Raw genomic sequence first — 20,777 nt, 5'->3', positions numbered from 1 at the left:
AACAAATAAAGCCCCGCATAGCAGGGCTTTATTAATATTGTGATATCAGCGTGAATTATTTTGATTCAACGCGACCAATGTAAGCATCGATGCTTTGTGCTTCGGCGCTTTCAGGGTAATCTGATTTTATTTTTTTGTAAGTATCAGCTGCAGCAGCTTTATCTTTTTTAGCCTCGTACACTAAACCTAATTTTTTAAGATAAAGCGGAGAAAGGAATTTGTTAGATGCTTTATCAGCAGCTTTTTTGAAGTAAGTTTCAGCTTTTTCCAAATCTTTCAGCTCCACATAAGCATCACCTGTTGCACCAAGTGCCTCAGCAGCGACCATGTTATCATCACCACGGAAATTGGTTAAATTTTCGATAGCCTGGCGGTATTCACCTTTGTTAAGGTAAGCAGTACCCAGGTAGAAGTAAGCAAGATTAGCAGTTTTAGTGTTGCTGTAATCGGCAATAATTTTTTTGAAACCAGGGTAACCGGCATCGCCATTAATGGCTTTGTCCCACTCTTTGTTGTTCCAGTAATCTTGGGCAGCGTACATTTTACCTGCAGCTTCGCCTTCTCTTGGGCCAAGGTATAACCTTAAGTAGGCTATGTAAATGACAATCATTACAACAACTGCTGCTGCAATAAATAATAAGCTTTTTTGGTTCTCCTGAACAAAACTTCCGCTTTTAACAGCACTTGCTTTTTCTGCTTCAGTTTTAGTTTTCACCTCGGTTGCTGACATCTGTATGTAAAAATTAAGTTTGCAAAAATACGGTTTTCAAACCTTTTAGCAAATTAAAGTTTTGTTGATTTCAGATGTGCAAATTTCAGATGTGCAGATAATAAGGTGGATATGCAAATGTGCAGATTTCAGATGCGATATTGAATATGCAGATGTGCAGATTTCAAATGTGCAAATATGGAGATAGAATGATTAATTCACCCTTGTAATCTGCACATTTGAAATCCGCACATTTCCTCGCATTTGCACATTAAGAAAACTTCTCTTCCATCATTTTTTCAAGCGCAAACATTTCATCGCGTAGCTTGGCTGCAAGCAGGAAGTCCATGTTTTTAGCGGCGGCAACCATGTCTTTACGAGTATTCTCGATAGATTTCTTCAGGTCGGCCTTGGTCATGTATTGCACAATTGGGTCTGCCGCAAGCGTAGCCACTTCGTTCTCAACGTAAGCCTGCTGAACGCCGCCTTTAAAGTCGACCACCGAGGTTTGCTCCATAATTTCCGATTTGCTTTTGCCCACCGTTTTTGGAACTATGCCATGCTCTTCGTTGTATTTCATTTGCTTCTCACGACGGCGCGATGTCTCGTCCATCGTTATCTGCATAGAGTCGGTTATGGTATCGGCATACATAATTACCCGCCCGCGATCGTTCCTCGCTGCACGGCCAATGGTTTGGATCAACGAACGCTCTGAACGAAGGAAGCCTTCTTTATCAGCATCCAGAATAGCCACCAATGAAACCTCTGGTAAATCCAAACCCTCACGCAAAAGGTTAATACCGATGAGTACATCAAATTCACCCAAACGTAATCCGCGGAGTATCTCCACACGTTGCAGGGTTTTTACCTCTGAGTGGATGTAACGGCATTTAATGCCCAGCCTGTCCATATATTTGGCCAACTCCTCGGCCATACGTTTGGTAAGGGTGGTCACCAGTACGCGGTCGCCGGCTTTAATGGTTTTATCTACCTCATCCAGCAGATCATCTACTTGGTTAATTACCGGGCGAATATCGATCAGCGGGTCTAAAAGGCCGGTAGGGCGTATCACCTGCTCAACCACCACACCGTCTGATTTTTCCAGTTCAAAGTCTCCCGGGGTAGCGCTTACATAAATGGTTTGTGGTGCCAGGCGTTCAAACTCTTGGAAGTTGAGCGGGCGGTTATCCATCGCCGCAGGCAAACGGAAACCATACTCAACCAGTGAGATCTTGCGCGATCTGTCGCCACCATACATGGCACGTATCTGCGGTACGGTAACGTGGCTTTCATCAATCACCATCAGGTAATCATCCGGGAAATAATCCAGCAAACAGAAAGGGCGCATACCCGGCTGCCTGCCATCAAAAAAGCGCGAATAGTTTTCGATGCCGCTGCAGTAACCTAACTCGCGGATCATCTCCAGGTCGTAGTTAACCCTTTCTTCGAGGCGTTTGGCTTCGATGAAGCGCTGATCGTCTATAAATTGCTTTTTGCGGGTCTCCAGCTCTTCCTGTATAGCCCAAACCGATTGCTGAAAACGCTCGCGCGGGGCAACGTATAGGTTGGCCGGGTAAACCACCATGTGCGTGGTTTTCTCGATAGTTTTACCGGTGGTGATATCAAACGAACTTAGCTCTTCAATATCATCGCCAAAGAAAGATACGCGATAAGCATAATCAAGATACGGTGGGAAAATATCTACTGTATCACCTTTAACCCTAAATGTACCACGTTTAAAATCGGCCGTGGTACGGGCGTATAATATCTCCACCAAACGGTGCAAAAATGCATTGCGGCTAACACGCGTGCCCACTGCAAACTTAAAGACCGAAGCGGCAAAGTCCTCGGGGTTACCCATACCGTAGATACATGAGATAGACGATACCACAATCACATCCCTGCGGCCACTCATGAGTGCCGAGGTGGTGCGCAAGCGGAGCTTTTCTATCTCCTCGTTTATCTGTAGGTCTTTCTCTATGTATGTATTTGACGAAGGGATAAATGCCTCGGGCTGGTAATAATCGTAGTAGGATACAAAGTAGTTTACGGCGTTTTCCGGGAAAAACTGCTTGAACTCGCCGTATAGCTGTGCCGCCAGCGTTTTGTTGTGGCTTAATATGAGCGTTGGCTTTTGCGTTTGCTCAATTACATTGGCAATGCTGAAGGTTTTACCCGAGCCGGTAACACCCAGCAAGGTCTGAAACTGATCGCCATTGTTTACACCGTCAACCAGTTGGCGGATGGCCTCGGGCTGGTCGCCGGAAGGTACGTATTGAGAGGTTATTTTAAAATCCATGCGTTAAACAAAAATACGTATAAACGATTAGTTATTTGAGTGATCGGCAATATGTGATAACGATTTTGACGGAGCAATGTTCGATATCGTAGTGCAAAGGAAATAAGGGGGAGTGACAACGGTATGTCAGGAGGCCTCACCTAAATCCTCTCCAAAGGAGAGGACTTTTAAAATAATCAACTTGATTGTCATTTCGAACAAGCGGGAGCGAGGAGAAATCTTCTGCATGCGATACTCATGGTGTAGAAGATTTCTCCTCGTTCCTCGTTCGAAATGACAGTTTGGGTTTGGATACTGCTTAGGCTTCTGTATCTTTAACCATGCCAACCATACAGCCATTTATCCTTAATAAAACCAACAGCATTGCCAACCAGTTTTTAGCTGAGATGCGGGATGTGAATATTCAGCAGGATAAATTCCGTTTCAGGCAGAACCAGGAAAGGCTGGGCAGCATACTGGCTTACGAGATTAGCAAGACGTTACAATACACCGAAACTGAAGTGCAAACCCCGCTGGGCATTGCACCCGTAAATATGCCTGCCGATGAACCGGTTATTGGTACCATTATGCGGGCGGGCTTACCCTTTCATCAGGGTTTTATTAACTTCTTTGACCGTTCGCCTTCTGCCTTTATTACTGCTTTCAGAAAAGTAAAAAAGAGCGGCGATTTTACCATCCAGCTTAACCATATCTCCAGTCCGGATCTTACTGGCAAGGTGTTGATCATCTGCGATACGATGCTTGCCACCGGCCAAAGTATGGTGTTGGTCTGTAAAGAGCTGATGGCGCTTTATGATATCAAAGCCCTGCATATTGCCTGCGTAATTGCCAGTACCGAAGGTATTGCCCACGTACGTGCCAACCTGCCCAAAGCCCGTATCTGGACCTGTGCCGTTGATGACGAGATGACCAGCAAAGCTTATATCGTACCCGGTTTGGGTGATGCGGGCGATTTGGCGTTTGGGGAAAAGGCGTAAGTAATGCTTAATAATGATATCTGCATTGTAATATCACAACGCTTTCGTTATCAATTTTGTAAACTATTCTGTGTTCAAGATTTATCCTGCGCGACCACCAGCCGGCTAAATTGTGTTTTAGAGGTTCCGGCTTACCGCTACCTTCGAATGGCGAGCGGTCTATTTCTTTAACTAAGGCGTTTATCTTCTTTAAAGTGACCTTGTCAGTATTTTGCCAATGGAGATAATCTTCCCAGGCTTGGTCAAGAAAAACGATCTTCATTCTTCAATGAGGCTTCTTTCCTTGGCTAAACCTTTTTCGTAATCTTCGATACCTTGCAGTAATCGCAAAGCATTTTTAGGACTTTTTAAAAGATAAAAAGTCTCTTCCATACTCTCATAATCAGATTTAGAAAGCACAACAACATCCTCGTCTTTACTGTTTGTTACAAACAAAGGCATATGATCTTTACGCACTTTATCCAAGTAGCTTTTAAGCTGCTGTCTGAAAGATGTATACGTTGTTATCTGCATGGTAAAGTAATTTAATCTAAGATAAAGAATAAAATAAACATGTACAACTTTCTGTACCTATTTTATCCCCATCTCCTTTTTCAAAAACTTACCTGTAAAGCTTTCTTTTACTTTGCAAAGGCCTTCGGGAGTACCGCTGAACAGGATCTTACCACCGCCTGCGCCACCTTCGGGGCCAACATCTATCACGTGGTCAACTACTTTTATTACGTCGAGGTTGTGCTCTATCACCAGTACGGTGTTGCCTTTATCAACCAGTTGCTGCAATACACCAAGCAGTACGTTAATATCTTCAAAGTGCAAGCCGGTTGTAGGTTCATCTAAAATGTAGAATGTATTGCCGGTATCTTTTTTAGAAAGTTCGGTAGCCAGTTTTACACGCTGCGCCTCACCGCCTGATAGGGTGGTAGATGCCTGGCCTAAGGTGATGTAACCCAAACCTACATCGTTCAAAGTTTTTACTTTGCGATAGATGGATGGGATATGCTCAAAGAATGGCGTAGCATCCTCAATGCTCATGTCCAGTACATCGCTGATAGATTTGCCGCGGTAACGGACCTCAAGTGTTTCGCGGTTGTAGCGGCGGCCCTGGCATTCTTCGCAAGGTACCTGTACATCCGGCAGGAAATTCATTTCTATCACTTTCATGCCTGCACCCTGGCAGGTCTCGCAACGGCCACCTTTTACGTTGAACGAGAAGCGGCCCGGTTTATATCCCCGTATGCGCGACTCCGGCAGTGCAACAAACAGGTTGCGGATATCAGAGAACACACCGGTATAAGTAGCCGGATTTGAACGCGGCGTACGGCCAATAGGCGTTTGGTCTATCTCGATTACCTTATCAATATTTTCCAGTCCTTCAATTTTCTCATACGGAAGCGGATGCTTTTTAGCGCGGAAGAAATGATGATTCAGGATAGGGTATAAGGTCTCGATGATCAAGCTCGATTTACCTGAACCTGATACCCCGGTTACACCTATCAATTTACCCAACGGAAAATCAACCGAAACTTTTTTCAGGTTATGTCCCGTTGCTTTTTTAAGGCTCAATGATTTGCCGTTACCCTCTCTACGTTTTTTTGGGATGGCAATTTCTTTTTTACCGTTTATGTATGATGTGGTAAGCGTTGTAGCGCTCATCAATTGTGCTGGTGTGCCTTCGGCCACCACGGTACCACCGTGTACACCTGCTGCCGGCCCCATGTCAATCACGTGGTCGGCTTCCAGTATCATATCTTTATCGTGTTCAACAACCAGTACGGTATTACCCAGGTCGCGCAGGTTTTTAAGGGCGTTTATCAGGCGCTCGTTATCGCGCTGGTGTAAGCCGATGCTTGGCTCATCCAGTATGTACATTACATTCATCAGTTGCGAGCCTATCTGCGTAGCCAGCCTGATGCGCTGCGCTTCGCCGCCTGATAGTGTTTTAGCTGTGCGGTCTAAAGTCAGGTAGCTTAAGCCAACATCCAACAGGAAGCCTATACGTGCGCGGATCTCTTTTAATATCTCTTTAGCGATGACGTTCTGACGCTCGTTCAAACGATTTTCTAAACCGGTGAACCAGGCATCCAACGTAGTGATGTCCATGCAGGCCAGCTCAAAGATGTTCTTTTCATCAACCTTAAAATGCAGCGATTCTTTCTTTAAACGGGCACCTTCACAAACCGGGCAAGTACGCAGCACGCGATAGTTTTCCATATCGTCCATACCTTCGTCGCCGCGGCGTTCCTGCTGCTCTTCCAGCATTCGGATGATACCATCAAACGTGATCTGGTAGCTTTGAACGTTCCATTTATTATACTCAACAGCAACGGTTATCATATCCGGCGTGCCGTTCAAAATGATCTCCAATTGTTCGCGGGTAAGCTTCTCTATAGGGGTTGATAACGAGAACTCATATTTTTTAGCTAATGATTTCAGCACTTGGAAGATCCAGGTCTCGCGGTATTCGCCGATAGGTGCTAAACCGCCATTTAGGATACTCAGCTTAGGGTTCGGTATAACCGAGGCTTCATCCACCTCAAAAATATAACCCAGGCCGTTACATTTCTCGCAGGCACCATAAGGCGAGTTGAACGAGAAAGTATTCGGCTGCGGCTCATCATAAGATATGCCCGATACCGGGTCCATCAGGTATTTACTGAAGTAGGCAACGTTGTTATCCTTATCCGCAATACGGATGATACCCTTAGCCGTTTTTAAAGCCGATTGTACCGAAGTAAACAGGCGTTTGCTATCCGCTTCAGTTACCGTCAATCTATCCACCACAATATCAATATCGTGGATCTTGTAACGGTCGAGTTGCATTTTTGGCTCAACGTCCATTATCTGGCCGTCAACATAAACTTTCAGATAGCCCTGCTTGCGGATCTGTTCAAACAGCTCGCGGTAGTGGCCTTTGCGGGCTTTTACTACGGGCGCCAAAATATTCACCGGCTGCCCATCGAATTTATCGGCAATGGTTTTCAGTATCTGGTCTTCGCTCATGCGTTCCATCTTTTCGCCGGTGGTGTAGCTGTAGGCATCACCTGCGCGGGCAAAAAGCAAACGCATAAAATCGTATATCTCGGTAATGGTACCCACTGTAGAGCGCGGGTTTTTGCTGGTGGTTTTTTGCTCAATGGCAATCACCGGACTAAGGCCCGATACCTTGTCTACATCCGGCCGTTCCATACCGCCCATAAACTGGCGCGAATAGGCCGAAAAAGTTTCCATATAGCGGCGCTGGCCCTCGGCATAAATGGTGTCGAAAGCCAACGATGATTTGCCGCTGCCACTAAGGCCGGTTATAACTACCAGCTTGTTGCGCGGAAAAGAAACGTCGATATTTTTTAGATTGTGTACCCGGGCACCATAAACCTCAACCTCACTTTGCTCGCCCAGATCTATTATTTTTTCGCTCATATATCTTTATGGAAACATTGTAAATGCGGCATGGTTTTAGGCTACATGCGCATTGCTAAAAATTTTCGCAAATATACATAAAAGACCGCTGATTTTAATGAGTTTAGGATTAATGTGATTTTATTACACAGCCTTGTTATTCCGGGCTGAAATCAAAAAATGGAGTGGGGTGATTTGGGCGTTCCCTGCGGTCGGGTTATCCGCTCATACGCGCACTGGCATTAGGCACAGGGCAGGTATCCGCTGCTACCCCTAACGCGAGCTCACCACTACCTTATTGCGAGCGTAGCGTGGCAATCCTCGATTTGCAGGTTGCTCTGTAAGTAGGGGATTGCCACGTCGCTGTCGCTCCTCGCAATGACGTAACGTAGATAGGTTTGAAATTACCCCTTCACTATCAAACAAACCGCATAAGCCACAACGCCCTCTTCTCTACCAATAAAACCAAGCTGCTCGTTGGTGGTTGCTTTAATGGAGATATCTTCAATATCTATACCGGCAGCTTTGGCAATATTGGCTTGCATGGCCGGGATGTGCGGGTTTATCTTGGGTGCCTCAAGGCATACCATGGCATCGATATTGCCAATTTTCCAGCCTTTTTCATCAAGCAGTTTTACCACGTGTTGCAGCAATATAAGGCTACTGATGCCCTTCCAGCGATCGTCTTTGTTAGAGAAATGGTAGCCGATATCGCGCAGGTTGGCGGCACCTAAAAGAGCGTCGCAAATGGCATGCAGCATTACATCGGCATCAGAGTGGCCATAAGCGCCGCTGGTATGTTCAAGGTTTACGCCACCTAATACAAAAGGGTGGTTTTGCTTTAGCTGATGTACATCAAACCCAAAGCCTACTTTAATTTTAGTCATTTATTTTTTTGCCGCTGTTGAAGCGTTATTTACGCCGCCAAAGTTAGCCGATAAAGTAAAACGCAGGGTGTTTGCCAGCGGACTATTTTGCTGGCTTGCCATAAGGTAGGCAAAATCAAACCTATAATCTTTGTACTTTAACCCAAAACCGGTGGTAAGGTAATGGCGCCCACCCTTTTGCGGATTCTCGTAGAAATAACCTGCACGCAAAGCAAACATGTTGTTGTACATATACTCTACTGCAGGCGAAAGAGTAAATTCCTTTAACTCCTCGCTAAAACCACCCGGCGCATCCCCAAAAGATTGGAAAATACCTGCAGGGACTGATACATTATCATCATGCCCTTTAACAATATTTCCTTGTGCATCGCGGATAGGCGGGGTAGGTACCAGGAGTTTGTTAAAATCAAGCGCTACGGTGAATTTATTCAGGCTGTCTAACTTCCAGGCGTTGGCAACACCAAATTTTAAATTGGTTGGCAAAAAGTACGATGGCCCGTTATCGGCGTAATTTATTTTAGTGCCGATGTTAGAAATATTGGTACCAAATGAAAAGGTTTTATTATCACCATATCCCTGGCTGTAAAATACCGATACGCCTGCTGCAAAGGCATTGCCTGCTTTATTAACCTGGCCACTACCGGTTACGAAAGCGCCGTTGTTAAAGTTTGAGTAAATATACCTGGCTTGTAACCCTAAAGACAGGTTGTTGCCAAACTTACGTGCAAAAGCAACGTCAAAGGCAAACTCATTTGGGATGTATGTGCCAAGATCTACCTGGTTAGGGTCTACCAATTGTATTGATCCTAAATTAAAATATCTTAGTGATGCACCTAAGGTGTTGCGCTCATCCATTTTGTAAGCATAGCTTAGGTATGATAAACTTACATCGGGCACTAAATGGCGTAACCAGGGGTTGTATGAAACAGACAGGTTGTGGTTATCTTCTAAAAAGGCAAGCTTGGCCGGGTTCCAGTAATTATCATTCACATCAGCCGAAAGTGCAACACCGGCATCGCCCATGGCGCCAGAACGGGAGTCGGGTGTGATGTTCAAAAAAGGGACCGCCGTAAGTATTGAATTTGTGCCACCACCGTTAACGCCTGTTGAGCTTTGTGCAGTTGCAAATGCCGGTATTATAAGCAAAACATACAGTGCAAGGCTTTCGGGTTTCAGGAATTTCATTGGTGCAATTTAATCTTATTATGTAAATAAGTAATAAATTTAACATTCTATTATATATGCAAACCACTGTTAAAGTATTGGTATTTTGCAAATAATTGTAACCGGCGCACTAAATTTGGCGTACAAAAGCACACAGGGCAAAATGCGCTTTGCTATTGCCCTTTTTAGCGTAATTTGTTATTTAATTTTTTATAAATTTACCAGCAAATATTTACAATTTGAAGATGAGAGTACTTACCACTACTGCTTTAGTGATGTTGGGCTTAAGCTTTATGCTTAGCAGCTGCAGTAAAAAAGAGCAGTCGCAAAAAACCGGTATGTCCTATAACGACAGGACAAACGGCGGTTACCTGCGTTTTAGGCAAACACACCCAACACCCGGCCCGGGCCTTGTACCTATTGAAGGTGGTACATTTGTATTGGGTGGCAGTGCCGATCAGGATGTTGTTTACGAATACAACAATATTCGCCGCAGGGTAACTGTACCATCATTTTATATGGATGAAACCGAGGTATCAAACCAGGATTGGTTAGATTACCTTCATTGGATAAATATTACCTTCCCTAATGATAACGAGCTTTACTACAATGCCCTGCCCGATACATTGGTATGGCGCAGCCCGCTATCATACAACGAGCCTTATGTAGATAACTACTTACGCCACCCTGCTTTTCAGGATTACCCGGTTGTGGGCGTAACCTGGGATCAGGCGCAGGAGTACTGTGTATGGCGTACCGACCGTACCAACGAGAATATTTTACGTGCACGTGGCAACCTTGTTACCTGGAAAGATAAAGCAGGCAAACAAGGCCAGGGCAATGCTGGTGCAGGCACTGGTGCCGATCAGCCATTCAATACAGTTATGTATTTGAACGGCCAGTATCAGGGGCAAGGTATTGATGGTAAGAAAATGATACCTGACCTTAACCCGAACGCGAAAGCAACCGGTACGGGTAAAAACGGCCGTGCTGTGCGCCCTGTACGTATGGAAGATGGTATAGTAAAACAAGGGTACCGCTTACCATCAGAGGCTGAGTGGGAATATGCTGCCTTAGCACTTGCAGGTAACACCCAGTTTGAAAATATTAATGATGGTAAAGTTTACCCTTGGAATGGTCTTGGTGTACGTTCGCCAAAAAGTAAAACACGGGGTTTAATATTGGCCAACTTTAAACGCGGCAACGGTGATAACGCCGGTGTGGGCGGTGGCCTTAACGATAAGGCAGATATTACTGCACCTGTACGTTCTTATGAGCCTAATGATTTTGGCTTGTATAACATGGCAGGTAACGTAAACGAGTGGGTTGCTGATACCTATCGCCAAACTTCATTTGAAGATGTAGACGACTTTAACCCTTTCCGTGGTAACGAATTTACAACCAATCGCCTTGCAGACCCTGCAAAAGGTTTGTATGCAAAAGATAAGTATGGCCGCCCTATTAAAGACCCTGCAAGATCTAACAAGAAATTAAAGTATAGCGAAATGCTTGCGCAGCAACAAGCCGGACAGGCTGCAGGTAACCAGCAACCGGGTGCAAATGGCAACAGTGCCCAGCCGGGTGTTGCTGCAGATGCGAAGAACCCGCTTGCAGGTAAGGCTTACACTGCTGATAACCGCGGCTTTAACGATACTGTTAACACTGCACTTTATGGCACAACCACATTGGTTAACGACCACTCTAAAGTATACAAAGGTGGTTCATGGAATGACCTTGCCTACTGGTTAAACCCTGCAACCCGCCGCTTTATGAACCAGGATGAATCAAGCGCTGTGGTAGGTTTCCGTTGTGCAATGACCATGGTTGGTGCACCTGAGATACACCCTGAAGGTAAACCACACTTGCCGGTTAAAAAAGCAAAAACCTTTAAAGCAAGATAAGATCATAAGCTTATATAAAAAGCCGCTTCCCTTAAAGGAAGCGGCTTTTTTGTTGCCAGGAATTTTTAATCTTACGATGTCATTTCGAACGAGGTACGAGGAGAAATCTTGTTAGTTTGAAAGTTTGGAATAACAAGATTTCTCCTAGCTGTCGCTCGTTCGAAATGACACACCTTTAAAACTATTTTCGGCTTTAATAAAGATTTTTTATACCTAACCTGTTAACAATCAATTAAATGTTAACAAATAAATCACTGCTACATAACGTTTATAAAATAGTTTATCGCTTATTTTTATAGACCTATTACGGGTCAATCATTAAAAATTAACTAAACCAAATTTTTATGACCTGGAGAAAATTTAGCGGTGAGGTAATCCAAACACCAATACTGGAAGAAGTAGAAGCTGCCATTGAACGCGAAACCAACCTTGGTAATAAACTTAAAGTTTGCATAGGGACAGATTCGCAGGTAAAAGGTGCAGTTACAGATTTTGCTACCGTAATTGTGTTTATCCGCGAGCAGCGTGGTGCTTTCATGTTCATCCATCAGGAGCGTACCTCTCAAAAAATGAGCATTAAAGAGCGTATGCTGCACGAGGTTCAAAAATCTATCGACATTGCCTACAAACTTTGCGACCTGCTTGACCTGTACGAGGTAGAGCTTGAGGTACATGCCGACATCAACACCAATCCTATGTTTAAAAGCAACCAGGCCCTGCACGAGGCCATGGGCTACATCCTGAGCATGGGCTTTGTGTTTAAAGCAAAACCCGAAGCCTTTGCAAGCTCATGCTGTGCCAATAAGATGGTGCAGTAACGTTTTAGAGATCGGAGATTTGTTGATTAGAGATTAGTTAGTTGCGGTTTTATTTCTGCTAAGCTTTTTCTAACTTGCCTTTAATTAGGCAGGCAGAGGCTTGGTCGCCGATAATGAGACCTGATCTCTAACCTCCGATTAACTAATCTCTGAAAAACCATGTCCCCATTAATAGAAATTACCGACCCTAAGATATTTGACCCATCTGTTGTATTGATTGATGTGCGCGGCGGTGCTAATGCGCATGACCGTTACCTGCAGGGCCACCTGCCAAACGCTATTTTTGCTTCGCTGGATGATGACCTGGCTGCGCACCCTGCCGATGCCGCCTTTGGCGGAAGGCACCCACTGCCCGCCCTTGCCGATTTTGCTGCTACCCTGCAGCGTTGGGGCGTAACACCCGATAGCCATATTGTAGTTTATGATGATAAGAATGCTGCTATGGGCGGTGCAAGGCTTTGGTGGATGTTACGCTCGATAGGTCATGATAACGTGCAGGTGCTTAACGGTGGCCTGAAAACTGCACAGGATGAAGGTGTGGAGTTAAGTACAGATGAGTATCAGCCTAAGCCTGCTGCCAGTGTTTATCCTGTTGCTGCGGCCTACAAGAATACCGTAGACATAGAAGAAGTGAAACAAGCTGCCAGGGCTGACAGCCGTGTGGTGATAGATGTACGCGAGGGCGTGCGTTATCTGGGCCATACCGAGCCTTTAGACCTGGTTGCTGGCCATATACCCGGCGCAATAAATCTGTTCTACAGCAACAGCCTGTCGCCCGAGGGAAGGTACCTTACTGCCGAAGCTTTGAAAACTTTATATGATGATACTATTGGCGACGTAAAACCGGGCGATGTAATAGTGCATTGTGGATCGGGTGTTACGGCCTGTCATACCTTGCTGGGTATGGAGTATGCAGGCATTGTTGGCCCGAGATTATACGTAGGTTCATGGAGTGAATGGAGCCGCCGCGACCTGCCAATTGCTACCGAGGCGAATGGGCTTTAATTTAGAAGAGATTGTTAAATTGCTGTATTGTTCAATTGTTGGCTTTTTCAACAATGCACAGATACAATAATTGCAAACAACAATAAAGCAATCCATCAATCCAACAATCCCTCTCAACGCCTGTTAATCTTACGTGAAAACATACGCTTTAAAATTTAAGCAGAATATCCCCATCAGTATTGATGAGGCCTGGGATTTCTTTTCGTCGCCGTTGAATCTGCAGAAAATAACGCCCGATGACATGAGATTTGTGGTAACATCGGATTATACCGCTGATACCAAGATGTACGCCGGTATGATCATCACCTACAAAATTTCGCCGCTATTGGGCATCAAAATGGATTGGATGACCGAGATAACCCACGTGGCAGACAAACAGTACTTTGTAGATGAGCAACGCTTTGGCCCCTACGCATTATGGCACCATCAGCATCACTTTAAAGAAATACCGGGCGGGATTGAGATGACGGATATTTTGCATTACGCCATCCCATATAGTGTAATTGGCACCATTGCCAACAATGTATTTGTAGGCAAAAAAGTGCGCGATATTTTTAAATACCGCACCAAGGTTATTGAAGATATGTTCGGGAAAATGTAATTAGATCTTATCTATACGCACCCATTGCATTTCGGCAGCAATAGCGGCTTGTACGCCGGGCTCGCCATCTTCAAACACAAGGCAACGTTTTGGGTCTACACCAAGCTTCTCGGCAGCCGCCAGGAAAGGGTCGGCGTAGGGTTTGCCGTTGGCGGTTTCGCCCGCGCAGATCAAAACTTCTACCAGGTCCAGGATGCCCAGTACACTCAGGGTTTTCTCTACCGATTTACGGCTGCCGCCAGATACTACGCCGATACGCACTTTGCCGGCATGGTTCTTCAGGTGGTTCACCACGTAATCAATAGGCTGGGTTTGCTCAATAAACTCGTTAAAGAATATCTTGTGTTTACGACCGGCAAAGTCGGCAGGTTCAAAAGTAGATCCGTAGCGTTTGTTTATTTCATCAACTACTTTAAGAATTGGCAAGCCGGCAAATTCATCAATAATATCGCCTTCAATAACCATGCCCTCATCAGCGGCAACGCGGATATAGCTCTGCTTGTGAGCGCCCATGTTATCGGCAAGGGTGCCGTCACAATCATATAAAAATGCTTCAAAATCGCCCGATGACAGTTTGGTAAGGGCTTTGTATTTCTGTAGTGATGTAGCTTCCATTTCTGCTGCAAGTATAACAAAACTTAAAACAGCAGGGTGTAAAAAGTATGTTAACGATGGTGCAAGATATTGTTGTTGAAAACATCATTGCCGTTGGCTTCAGCCAACGGGTGAAGGTTTTAAAATATCGGCTTTAGCCAAATCATTTTACGCCGAATTAGGCTAAAGCCAAAGAACTCCTGATGACTATGCCGTTGCCTAAAGGCGACGGCAATGAATAACAGCAAGGTTTTTTCTTAATAAATACTTCGGCTGGCGCCACCATCAACCTGTATAGTTTGCCCGCTAATGTATGATGCCTGCTCTGATGCCAGAAAGGCCACCAGTGAGGCCAGCTCTTCTGGCTGACCGATGCGACCCAGCGGGATGCCTTTGGTTTTCTCTTTGATAGCCTCTTCGGTGTCCACATCTTTTGGCAGAGTGTGCTTAATACGGTCGGTAAGGATCAAACCCGGTGCTACGTTATTAACCGTGATATTGTAAGGCCCCAACTCATCGGCCAATAACTTGGCCATACCCACAACGCCCATGCGCATAGCGGTTGACAGTACCGAATTGGCCAGTACCGATTTAACCGAGCCGCTGATGATATTGATGATGCGGCCGCTGCCTGTTGGTTTCATGTAAGGTAAAACCAATCTTGAGGTACGCGCCATGCTCAGCAAATTAAGGTCGAAGGCTTTTTGCCACTGCTCATCAGCAAAGTTCTCAAACTTTTCAAATGGCGGTCCGCCTGCATTATTTAATAGGATATCGATATGGCCGTAAAGCGCACCAGCCTGTTCAATAAAGCGGTTTACAGATTCTGCATCTGCAACATCAATGGTTATAGCTGTTACATCGTTGCCGGTTTGTTGGCGTATCTCATTGGCGGTTGTATTCAGCTCATCTGCATTGCGCGAACCGATGATAACCTTTGCGCCTTCGGCAGATAGGGTGGTAGCTATTGCTTTGCCCAGGCCTTTGCTGGCAGCCAGTACAATAGCCACTTTATTGGTGAGTTTTAAATCCATAGTGTAAAATGCTTTGCTAACATCTCTTCAAGCGTCGCTTCCGCAATTAACTCACCCCGACATGGCTACGCTCGTCACCCCTCTCTTCGCTGCGCGAAAAGAGGGGTTTTAATTCAAAAATTTTTGCCCTCTTTGCTGCTTTCAGCAGAGAGGGTGGTCCGGCGTAGCGTAGACCGGGTGAGTCAGCTATGCGATATTCGGAAAGAAGGTGGCCCTAAGTTATATTTTTCAACCCCCATCAGCTTAAACTAATTAAATATATTTGCACAAATGAAAAATCAGTTAAGGCGTACGGTGATCTTGTTGGCTGTTGCATGTGTGTGCTATTGGATAGTGATTTTCTTCGCTACAAAAGAAAATACCGACATGATGAACATTTTACGGGGTGCCACAGCAGGTTTCGGCCTGGCCGGATGCATCAGCTTTTTAATGATGCTGTTTGACAACTACAAACAAAGCCGCGCCAAATGAAAAAGCTTATCCGCAGTTTTGGCTTCGCATTTAAAGGTTTTAAGTATGCCTTTGCTACGCAGCAAAATTTCCGGATCCATGTATTTGCTGCAATTTTGGCCTCGGCCGCAGGCTGGTGGCTCAACATCAGCGCTAACGAGTGGCAATGGGTTATCCTCTGCATTATGCTGATGCTGGTTACCGAAATGCTCAATACCGCCATCGAAACCCTTACCGACCTGGTATCGCCCGATTATAATAAACTGGCCGGCCATGTAAAAGATGTTAGCGCAGGGGCAGTATTATTAGTAGCCATTTTCTCCCTGGTAACCGGCGGCATTATTTTTATCCCAAAGATCATCACCCTCATCAATGCTGCATAAAACACGGGGCATCGTTTTTAAAACTACCGATTACAGCGAGAGCAGCGTGGTGGTACAGATCTTTACCGAAAAATTCGGCCTGCAATCGTACATCATCAACGGGGCTAAAAAGCCTAAGGCTAAAATAAGCCGCAACATGCTGCAACCCCTGCACCTGGTGGATATGGTGGTGTACCACAAAGCTAACGGCAATGTACAACGCATCTCTGAACTGAAGAATGCCCCTGTTTTACAAAGCATCCCTTACGATGTGATCAAAAGCTGTTTGGCCATGTTCCTGAACGAGGTGCTTTACAAGGCCATTAAACAGCAAAGCCCGGACGAGAACCTGTTCGATTTTGTGTTTAACGCTGTTGAACTACTCGACCATAAAACCACCGGACTGGTAAATTTTCACCTGCTGTTTTTAATACAGCTAACGCGATACCTGGGCTTTTACCCGCATGGCAAGCCGGCCGATTATTTTGATATGAAGGATGGTGTTTTCAGCAATTACAAGCCCGATACGTTGAATTACCTGTCGCCGCCGCATACCAAAAACTTCTATACGTTGCTGCAAAGCAGTTTCGGGAATATCGATAATATAAAACTAAGTAACGAGGAACGCCGTTATCTCATCAATAAATTACTGGAATACTACGCCATGCATATCGAAGGGTTTGGAAATATCCGCTCGCACGAGGTTTTGGAAGAGGTTCTGGGATAGATACATAGAAAATATATAATTTAGCCGCATGTCTGCCAAGTACAAAACCGCACTCTTACTTCTTATAGCAACCATATCAACCATCACAGCTTGTAAATACCGCGGCGTTGGCCCGGGCCACGGCGAGAAACCGATAATATCTTTTAAAAGTGTTGAGGGGATAACCTTTATCGAGGTATCGCGCAAGCAAAAAAGCAACGGATTATCATATAACGAGTACGGCTACCACCTTACCCCGGATTGGCGCCTACGCTTCGTATCTGCCGATTCTGCAGCGCTCTACAGCCCTGTAAAGGATGCTTTCTTTAATTTCCCCCTGGCCTTGGGTACCGATTCTGTATTTAATATTGCCCATGCTTTTTTAAAGATGAAGAAGATGAGCAAGGATAGTTTGGTTTTTGAATTATTAGAAGCCCAGGGCGATTCGATAGATATTCATAAATCGCGCGTGGTGATGCGTTTATTCTCTGAAGATTATATCAAAAATAAACTGCACACCGATTTTAAAGACTTGCAGCGTGCCAGCAAAAATGACACCCTGTTTGTACGCGGATTGGTGACCAAGGCTGATGCCGATATCAAGAAAGCTTTTGCGGCATCGCAACCTGTGCAGATGGTAAGCAAGAAACCGTTTGTTACTGTAGTAAAGCGTAAAACCAAGCCAAGCTTACTCGATAATAAATACGCTACCGACGATGATTACCTTACCCCTGTATATGATATAGTGATCCATAAAGCTTACCAGGATTTTGATTACTCTTTTGAAGCTACAATAGATTCGGCTGGTACATGGCATTACAATAAGCCCCTTGTGCCGTTTTTGGGTGATGAGCAGGTGAAAGATAACTATATAAAAGTATCTACGGCGGTAATGAACACCTATCTTAAACTTTTTATTACCACGCTACCAGGCGAAACCTTAGGTATGAAACATGCCAGCACCATTTCGGTGAATGTTAAAGGATTAACGGCTGCCAAATAGGACGAATGCCTCTCCCCGACCGGTCTCCAAAGGAGAGGGGCTTAAGAATTAAACGCATGTCATTTCGAACGAGCGAGAGCGAGGAGAAATCTTCTACGCCGTAGTATCGCGTAGAAGATTTCTCACTGTAGTTCGAAATGACAACATTAATGAGAGATTATATTCATTTGAAAATATTCAGTCAAACTTTGTTCCCAACAATACCAAACGGTAATCTTCTTACGAAGTCGCTTTTTTCGATTTAAATAACCTGGTGATAAAATTGCCTTGCTCGCCTTTCTTCTCCTTAGGTGGGCCTATCAGGAAGCCATAATCATGCAGGGGTTCAAAATTATCGCAGATGATCTTGAAAATGCCCAGCAGCGGCACGGCCAGTACCATGCCGGGGATGCTCCACACCGCCTCGCCTACTACAATAATAAGGATGGTAAAGAGCGGATTGATATTTAACCTATCGCCCACAACAATAGGTTCCAGTACATAAGTCTGCAATAGCTGCACACATCCGTAAACGATCAACACCCCGAAAACGATCTTGGTATCGCTACTTTGCGCCAGTGACATCAGTACGGTGATGGATGTGCCGGTTATATTCCCGGCAAAGGGTACCAACTCCAAAACACCGCAAAGTATGGCAAAGAAGATGGCATTTTTTACGCCCACAATGCTGAAGCCGATGCCGTACATTACCCAAAGCATTATTATCATCATGGCTAAACCGCCCAGGTAGCTTTGTATCACTTTACCCGAGTTATCTAAAACTTTTTCGGTTGTAGGCCTGTCATCGGGTTTAAATAGTCGCAGCACAAATTTTTTGAAATGACTGCGATAAAAGATGAACAGGAAAGTGTAAACCAAAACCAGCACGGTATCAACCAGTATACCTGCAAACGAACCTAATAAAGTGGTAACCATGCCGGCTACCTGCCCCATACCGCCCGATTGTTGTTCTTTGATGATCTTCTGCTGCTCTCTATGCGATATGCCGAAGTGCTGCTGTATGTAGTTCTTGGTAGCTTCTATCAGTTCGTTTACGCGTTGTTCTATTTTGGAAAGATCATCCAGCAGGTCGGTAAGTTGGTATTGAAGGAGTGCGATAATGCCGCTCACTACAGCTATCAGGGCAAACACACTTAAGCCCGACGCCCAGCCATTGCCTAACCCTCTCTTTTGTAACCAATGGCATACAGGTAGTAACAACAAAGCCAGCACCAGCCCAAAAGTAAGGGGGACCAACACCACTGATCCAAAGTAGAGCACTACAAAAGTGAGAATGAAAAGCAGGAGAATACGAAGCGTTTGGTTAAGGTATTGTACAGTCATAGGCTATGGCAATGTAAAGAGGCGTAAAATGAAAAGAGCACAACATAATTGTGCTCTTTATTTAGGTTTACAGGCTGGTTAGCCTAAAATGCGCTTTTTAATATAATCAACCGCTGAGTCGGCCAGGTCGGTGCCGCTGGTTTGCACCAGGCTGCCATCTTCCTGCACGGTTAGCTCGGCGTTGATATTCTCGTCAATCTGAACTTTAAGTGTGTTTTGTTCTTTCTCCACTTTACAGTTCACTTCGCGGCCCGAGTAATGTAGTATAAACTCGTATTTGCCGTCTTTTTCTGCCGGTGCGGTGTCTTTATCTTCTTTCATTGGTTTAGAACTTTATTTTGATAACACCAAAAACTACACCAATGTTTCAGAAACAAAAAAGAGAAAACGTCGAGTTTTCTCTTCTTGTGTTTTTACTGACCTCATTATTTATCATAAAGAACAATTGGTTGGAGTAGATAGATAATAATTAAGTCAAATATAATATCTATATACTAAGTAGTCTAATTTTTATGAATAATATTTATTAACAAATACGAGAAAGTTGTATTAATTGTGGATAAACCTACTTGCGCGAAAAGTATTTAACTTTCAGTTGGTTAACACGGCGAGATATACGTTGCAACACGGAACCTTTCCTGTTACTTAAAAAGTATTTTATGGCTTCATAAGCCTTTTTATCCTCTTCTAATACATCCGGAAAATAAGTAACAGGACTTTGGGCTACTTGTGTGCCGTACATGTTTTCGATGTTTGAGTGCGTACCACTACCATCATGCCCTATGTTATGCACCAATGATCTGGATGGGTTAAGGGTTAGCCCGCCGTTGAGGAAAACCGATGCATACCAGCGTATGGCCCACGAATTATTTTTACCCGCTTTAAAATCCTGCATTTGTTTCCAGAAATTCATGGTGCCTTCTATCGAGAACTGTTTTATTTTCTCGTCATCAAACCGGGCAATGAGTTTATCAATATCGGGTTCAAAGTTTTTCCAGGCACGGGCCCAAGTAGCCCAGCCCCAGCTAAATGCCGCACGGAAAAAGAAGGTCTCGGGTAAATCAACATCCCCCAGAGGGAAAATATAAGAGCTGATGTGCATTACTTTCTCCACATCCTTATAATGCTCCAAAGCATCGTTAAAATACTGAAGCGTGTAGGGCGATGAAACAAGGTCGTCCTCAAAAACAATAACACGGCCATAAGTATCAACTAATTCCGTTACTCCGCTGATGATAGATCTGGCCAAGCCCATATTGTTTTCACGCTCTATCACCTTTACGGTTTTAAAGCCGGTAACTTGTCGTGCTATTATGCGTACCTCGTTAACGCCGGCTTCATCCTTAGGGCCGCGTGGCCCGTCAGAAAAAATAAAGAGCTCACTCTCTGCCGCCAGGTCATTTTTCTTTAAATGAGTAAGCGTTTCCAGGGTATGATCGGGGCGGTTATAAACAAACAGCGCAATAGGAGCAGGGGCGTTCAATGACTGAAGAATTGAATTAGTGAATTTATGAATGCGCAAATATCTGAAATTAAAATGTATCTGCA

Annotated in this window: 21 protein-coding genes; 9 read left to right on the top strand and 12 right to left on the bottom strand. The window is 44.7% G+C overall.

The window, feature by feature from the left end:
* Positions 1 to 55: 55 nt before the first annotated feature.
* Positions 56 to 730, bottom strand: a complete 675-nt coding sequence (locus D0C36_RS10490) for a tetratricopeptide repeat protein (protein WP_117391582.1) — start codon at positions 728 to 730, stop codon at positions 56 to 58.
* A gap of 250 nt (positions 731 to 980) precedes the next feature.
* Positions 981 to 3,008, bottom strand: coding sequence for an excinuclease ABC subunit UvrB (uvrB, locus tag D0C36_RS10485; protein ID WP_117391581.1), 2,028 nt, complete (start codon positions 3,006 to 3,008; stop codon positions 981 to 983).
* Between the two features lie 320 nt (positions 3,009 to 3,328).
* On the opposite strand from uvrB, the gene upp reads away from it, so the two are divergent.
* The gene (gene upp / locus D0C36_RS10480; protein WP_117391580.1) at positions 3,329 to 3,985 is read left to right on the top strand and encodes a uracil phosphoribosyltransferase; all 657 of its coding nucleotides are present in this window, start codon (positions 3,329 to 3,331) and stop codon (positions 3,983 to 3,985) included.
* Between the two features lie 7 nt (positions 3,986 to 3,992).
* Here the strand turns inward: upp and D0C36_RS10475 are convergent, their stop codons facing one another.
* The 5 genes from D0C36_RS10475 to porV all read right to left on the bottom strand — a co-directional run bounded on the left by D0C36_RS10475 (position 3,993) and on the right by porV (position 9,453).
* On the bottom strand, positions 3,993 to 4,247 hold the full coding sequence (locus D0C36_RS10475; protein WP_117391579.1) for a Txe/YoeB family addiction module toxin: 255 nt from the start codon (positions 4,245 to 4,247) through the stop codon (positions 3,993 to 3,995).
* Positions 4,244 to 4,498, bottom strand: coding sequence for a type II toxin-antitoxin system Phd/YefM family antitoxin (locus tag D0C36_RS10470; protein WP_117391578.1), 255 nt, complete (start codon positions 4,496 to 4,498; stop codon positions 4,244 to 4,246). Before D0C36_RS10470 ends, D0C36_RS10475 begins: the two co-directional genes overlap by 4 nt.
* Before the next feature lie 57 nt (positions 4,499 to 4,555).
* Entirely contained in the window at positions 4,556 to 7,402 is a 2,847-nt protein-coding gene (gene uvrA, locus D0C36_RS10465; RefSeq protein ID WP_117391577.1) for an excinuclease ABC subunit UvrA, read from the bottom strand.
* Positions 7,403 to 7,785: 383 nt separating this feature from the next.
* Positions 7,786 to 8,268 carry a 2-C-methyl-D-erythritol 2,4-cyclodiphosphate synthase gene (ispF, locus tag D0C36_RS10460; RefSeq protein ID WP_117391576.1) on the bottom strand — a complete coding sequence of 161 codons (483 nt, stop codon included), beginning with the start codon at positions 8,266 to 8,268 and terminating at the stop codon, positions 7,786 to 7,788.
* Positions 8,269 to 9,453: a type IX secretion system outer membrane channel protein PorV gene (porV, locus tag D0C36_RS10455; protein ID WP_117391575.1), complete on the bottom strand. Its 1,185-nt coding sequence runs from the start codon at positions 9,451 to 9,453 to the stop codon at positions 8,269 to 8,271. It abuts the gene before it with no gap.
* 224 nt (positions 9,454 to 9,677) lie between these two features.
* Between porV and D0C36_RS10450 the strand changes: the two genes are divergently transcribed.
* The 4 genes from D0C36_RS10450 (at position 9,678) to D0C36_RS10435 (ending at position 13,757) form a co-directional block, all read left to right on the top strand.
* Positions 9,678 to 11,333 carry an SUMF1/EgtB/PvdO family nonheme iron enzyme gene (locus D0C36_RS10450; RefSeq protein ID WP_117391574.1) on the top strand — a complete coding sequence of 552 codons (1,656 nt, stop codon included), beginning with the start codon at positions 9,678 to 9,680 and terminating at the stop codon, positions 11,331 to 11,333.
* Between the two features lie 344 nt (positions 11,334 to 11,677).
* On the top strand, positions 11,678 to 12,151 hold the full coding sequence (locus tag D0C36_RS10445) for a ribonuclease H-like YkuK family protein (protein ID WP_117391573.1): 474 nt from the start codon (positions 11,678 to 11,680) through the stop codon (positions 12,149 to 12,151).
* A gap of 159 nt (positions 12,152 to 12,310) precedes the next feature.
* The gene (locus tag D0C36_RS10440) at positions 12,311 to 13,156 is read left to right on the top strand and encodes a sulfurtransferase (RefSeq protein WP_117391572.1); all 846 of its coding nucleotides are present in this window, start codon (positions 12,311 to 12,313) and stop codon (positions 13,154 to 13,156) included.
* A 133-nt stretch (positions 13,157 to 13,289) separates the two neighbouring features.
* Positions 13,290 to 13,757 (top strand): SRPBCC family protein, encoded by a 468-nt coding sequence (locus D0C36_RS10435; RefSeq protein ID WP_117391571.1) that lies wholly within the window; start codon positions 13,290 to 13,292, stop codon positions 13,755 to 13,757.
* Here the strand turns inward: D0C36_RS10435 and D0C36_RS10430 are convergent, their stop codons facing one another.
* Positions 13,758 to 14,372: an HAD family hydrolase gene (locus D0C36_RS10430; protein WP_117391570.1), complete on the bottom strand. Its 615-nt coding sequence runs from the start codon at positions 14,370 to 14,372 to the stop codon at positions 13,758 to 13,760. It lies immediately after the preceding gene.
* A 236-nt stretch (positions 14,373 to 14,608) separates the two neighbouring features.
* Positions 14,609 to 15,385, bottom strand: coding sequence for an SDR family oxidoreductase (locus D0C36_RS10425; protein WP_117391569.1), 777 nt, complete (start codon positions 15,383 to 15,385; stop codon positions 14,609 to 14,611).
* Between the two features lie 270 nt (positions 15,386 to 15,655).
* Between D0C36_RS10425 and D0C36_RS10420 the strand changes: the two genes are divergently transcribed.
* Genes D0C36_RS10420 through D0C36_RS10405 form a run of 4 tightly spaced genes read left to right on the top strand, consistent with a single transcriptional unit; the run spans position 15,656 to position 17,906 of the window.
* Positions 15,656 to 15,856: a hypothetical protein gene (locus D0C36_RS10420; protein WP_117391568.1), complete on the top strand. Its 201-nt coding sequence runs from the start codon at positions 15,656 to 15,658 to the stop codon at positions 15,854 to 15,856.
* A complete protein-coding gene (locus D0C36_RS10415; RefSeq protein WP_117391567.1) occupies positions 15,853 to 16,218 on the top strand; it encodes a diacylglycerol kinase family protein in 366 nt (121 codons plus the stop codon). The genes D0C36_RS10420 and D0C36_RS10415 overlap by 4 nt, the downstream gene beginning before the upstream one ends.
* Entirely contained in the window at positions 16,208 to 16,924 is a 717-nt protein-coding gene (gene recO / locus D0C36_RS10410) for a DNA repair protein RecO (protein WP_117391566.1), read from the top strand. Before D0C36_RS10415 ends, recO begins: the two co-directional genes overlap by 11 nt.
* A 28-nt stretch (positions 16,925 to 16,952) precedes the next feature.
* Positions 16,953 to 17,906 carry a hypothetical protein gene (locus tag D0C36_RS10405; RefSeq protein ID WP_117391565.1) on the top strand — a complete coding sequence of 318 codons (954 nt, stop codon included), beginning with the start codon at positions 16,953 to 16,955 and terminating at the stop codon, positions 17,904 to 17,906.
* Between the two features lie 219 nt (positions 17,907 to 18,125).
* On the opposite strand, the gene D0C36_RS10400 is transcribed toward D0C36_RS10405, so the two are convergent.
* The 3 genes from D0C36_RS10400 to D0C36_RS10390 all read right to left on the bottom strand — a co-directional run bounded on the left by D0C36_RS10400 (position 18,126) and on the right by D0C36_RS10390 (position 20,712).
* Complete coding sequence (locus tag D0C36_RS10400) at positions 18,126 to 19,229, bottom strand: AI-2E family transporter (protein WP_117391564.1); 1,104 nt, start codon at positions 19,227 to 19,229, stop codon at positions 18,126 to 18,128.
* A gap of 78 nt (positions 19,230 to 19,307) precedes the next feature.
* A complete protein-coding gene (locus D0C36_RS10395; protein ID WP_117391563.1) occupies positions 19,308 to 19,550 on the bottom strand; it encodes a hypothetical protein in 243 nt (80 codons plus the stop codon).
* Positions 19,551 to 19,794: 244 nt separating this feature from the next.
* Entirely contained in the window at positions 19,795 to 20,712 is a 918-nt protein-coding gene (locus D0C36_RS10390) for a glycosyltransferase family protein (protein WP_117391562.1), read from the bottom strand.
* Positions 20,713 to 20,777 lie beyond the last annotated feature (65 nt).

It is taken from the genome of Mucilaginibacter conchicola, from assembly GCF_003432115.1.
Taxonomy (GTDB): domain Bacteria; phylum Bacteroidota; class Bacteroidia; order Sphingobacteriales; family Sphingobacteriaceae; genus Mucilaginibacter; species Mucilaginibacter conchicola.
Note: the sequence above shows the minus strand (reverse complement) of the source record. Positions and strands in the feature narration are given on the sequence as shown.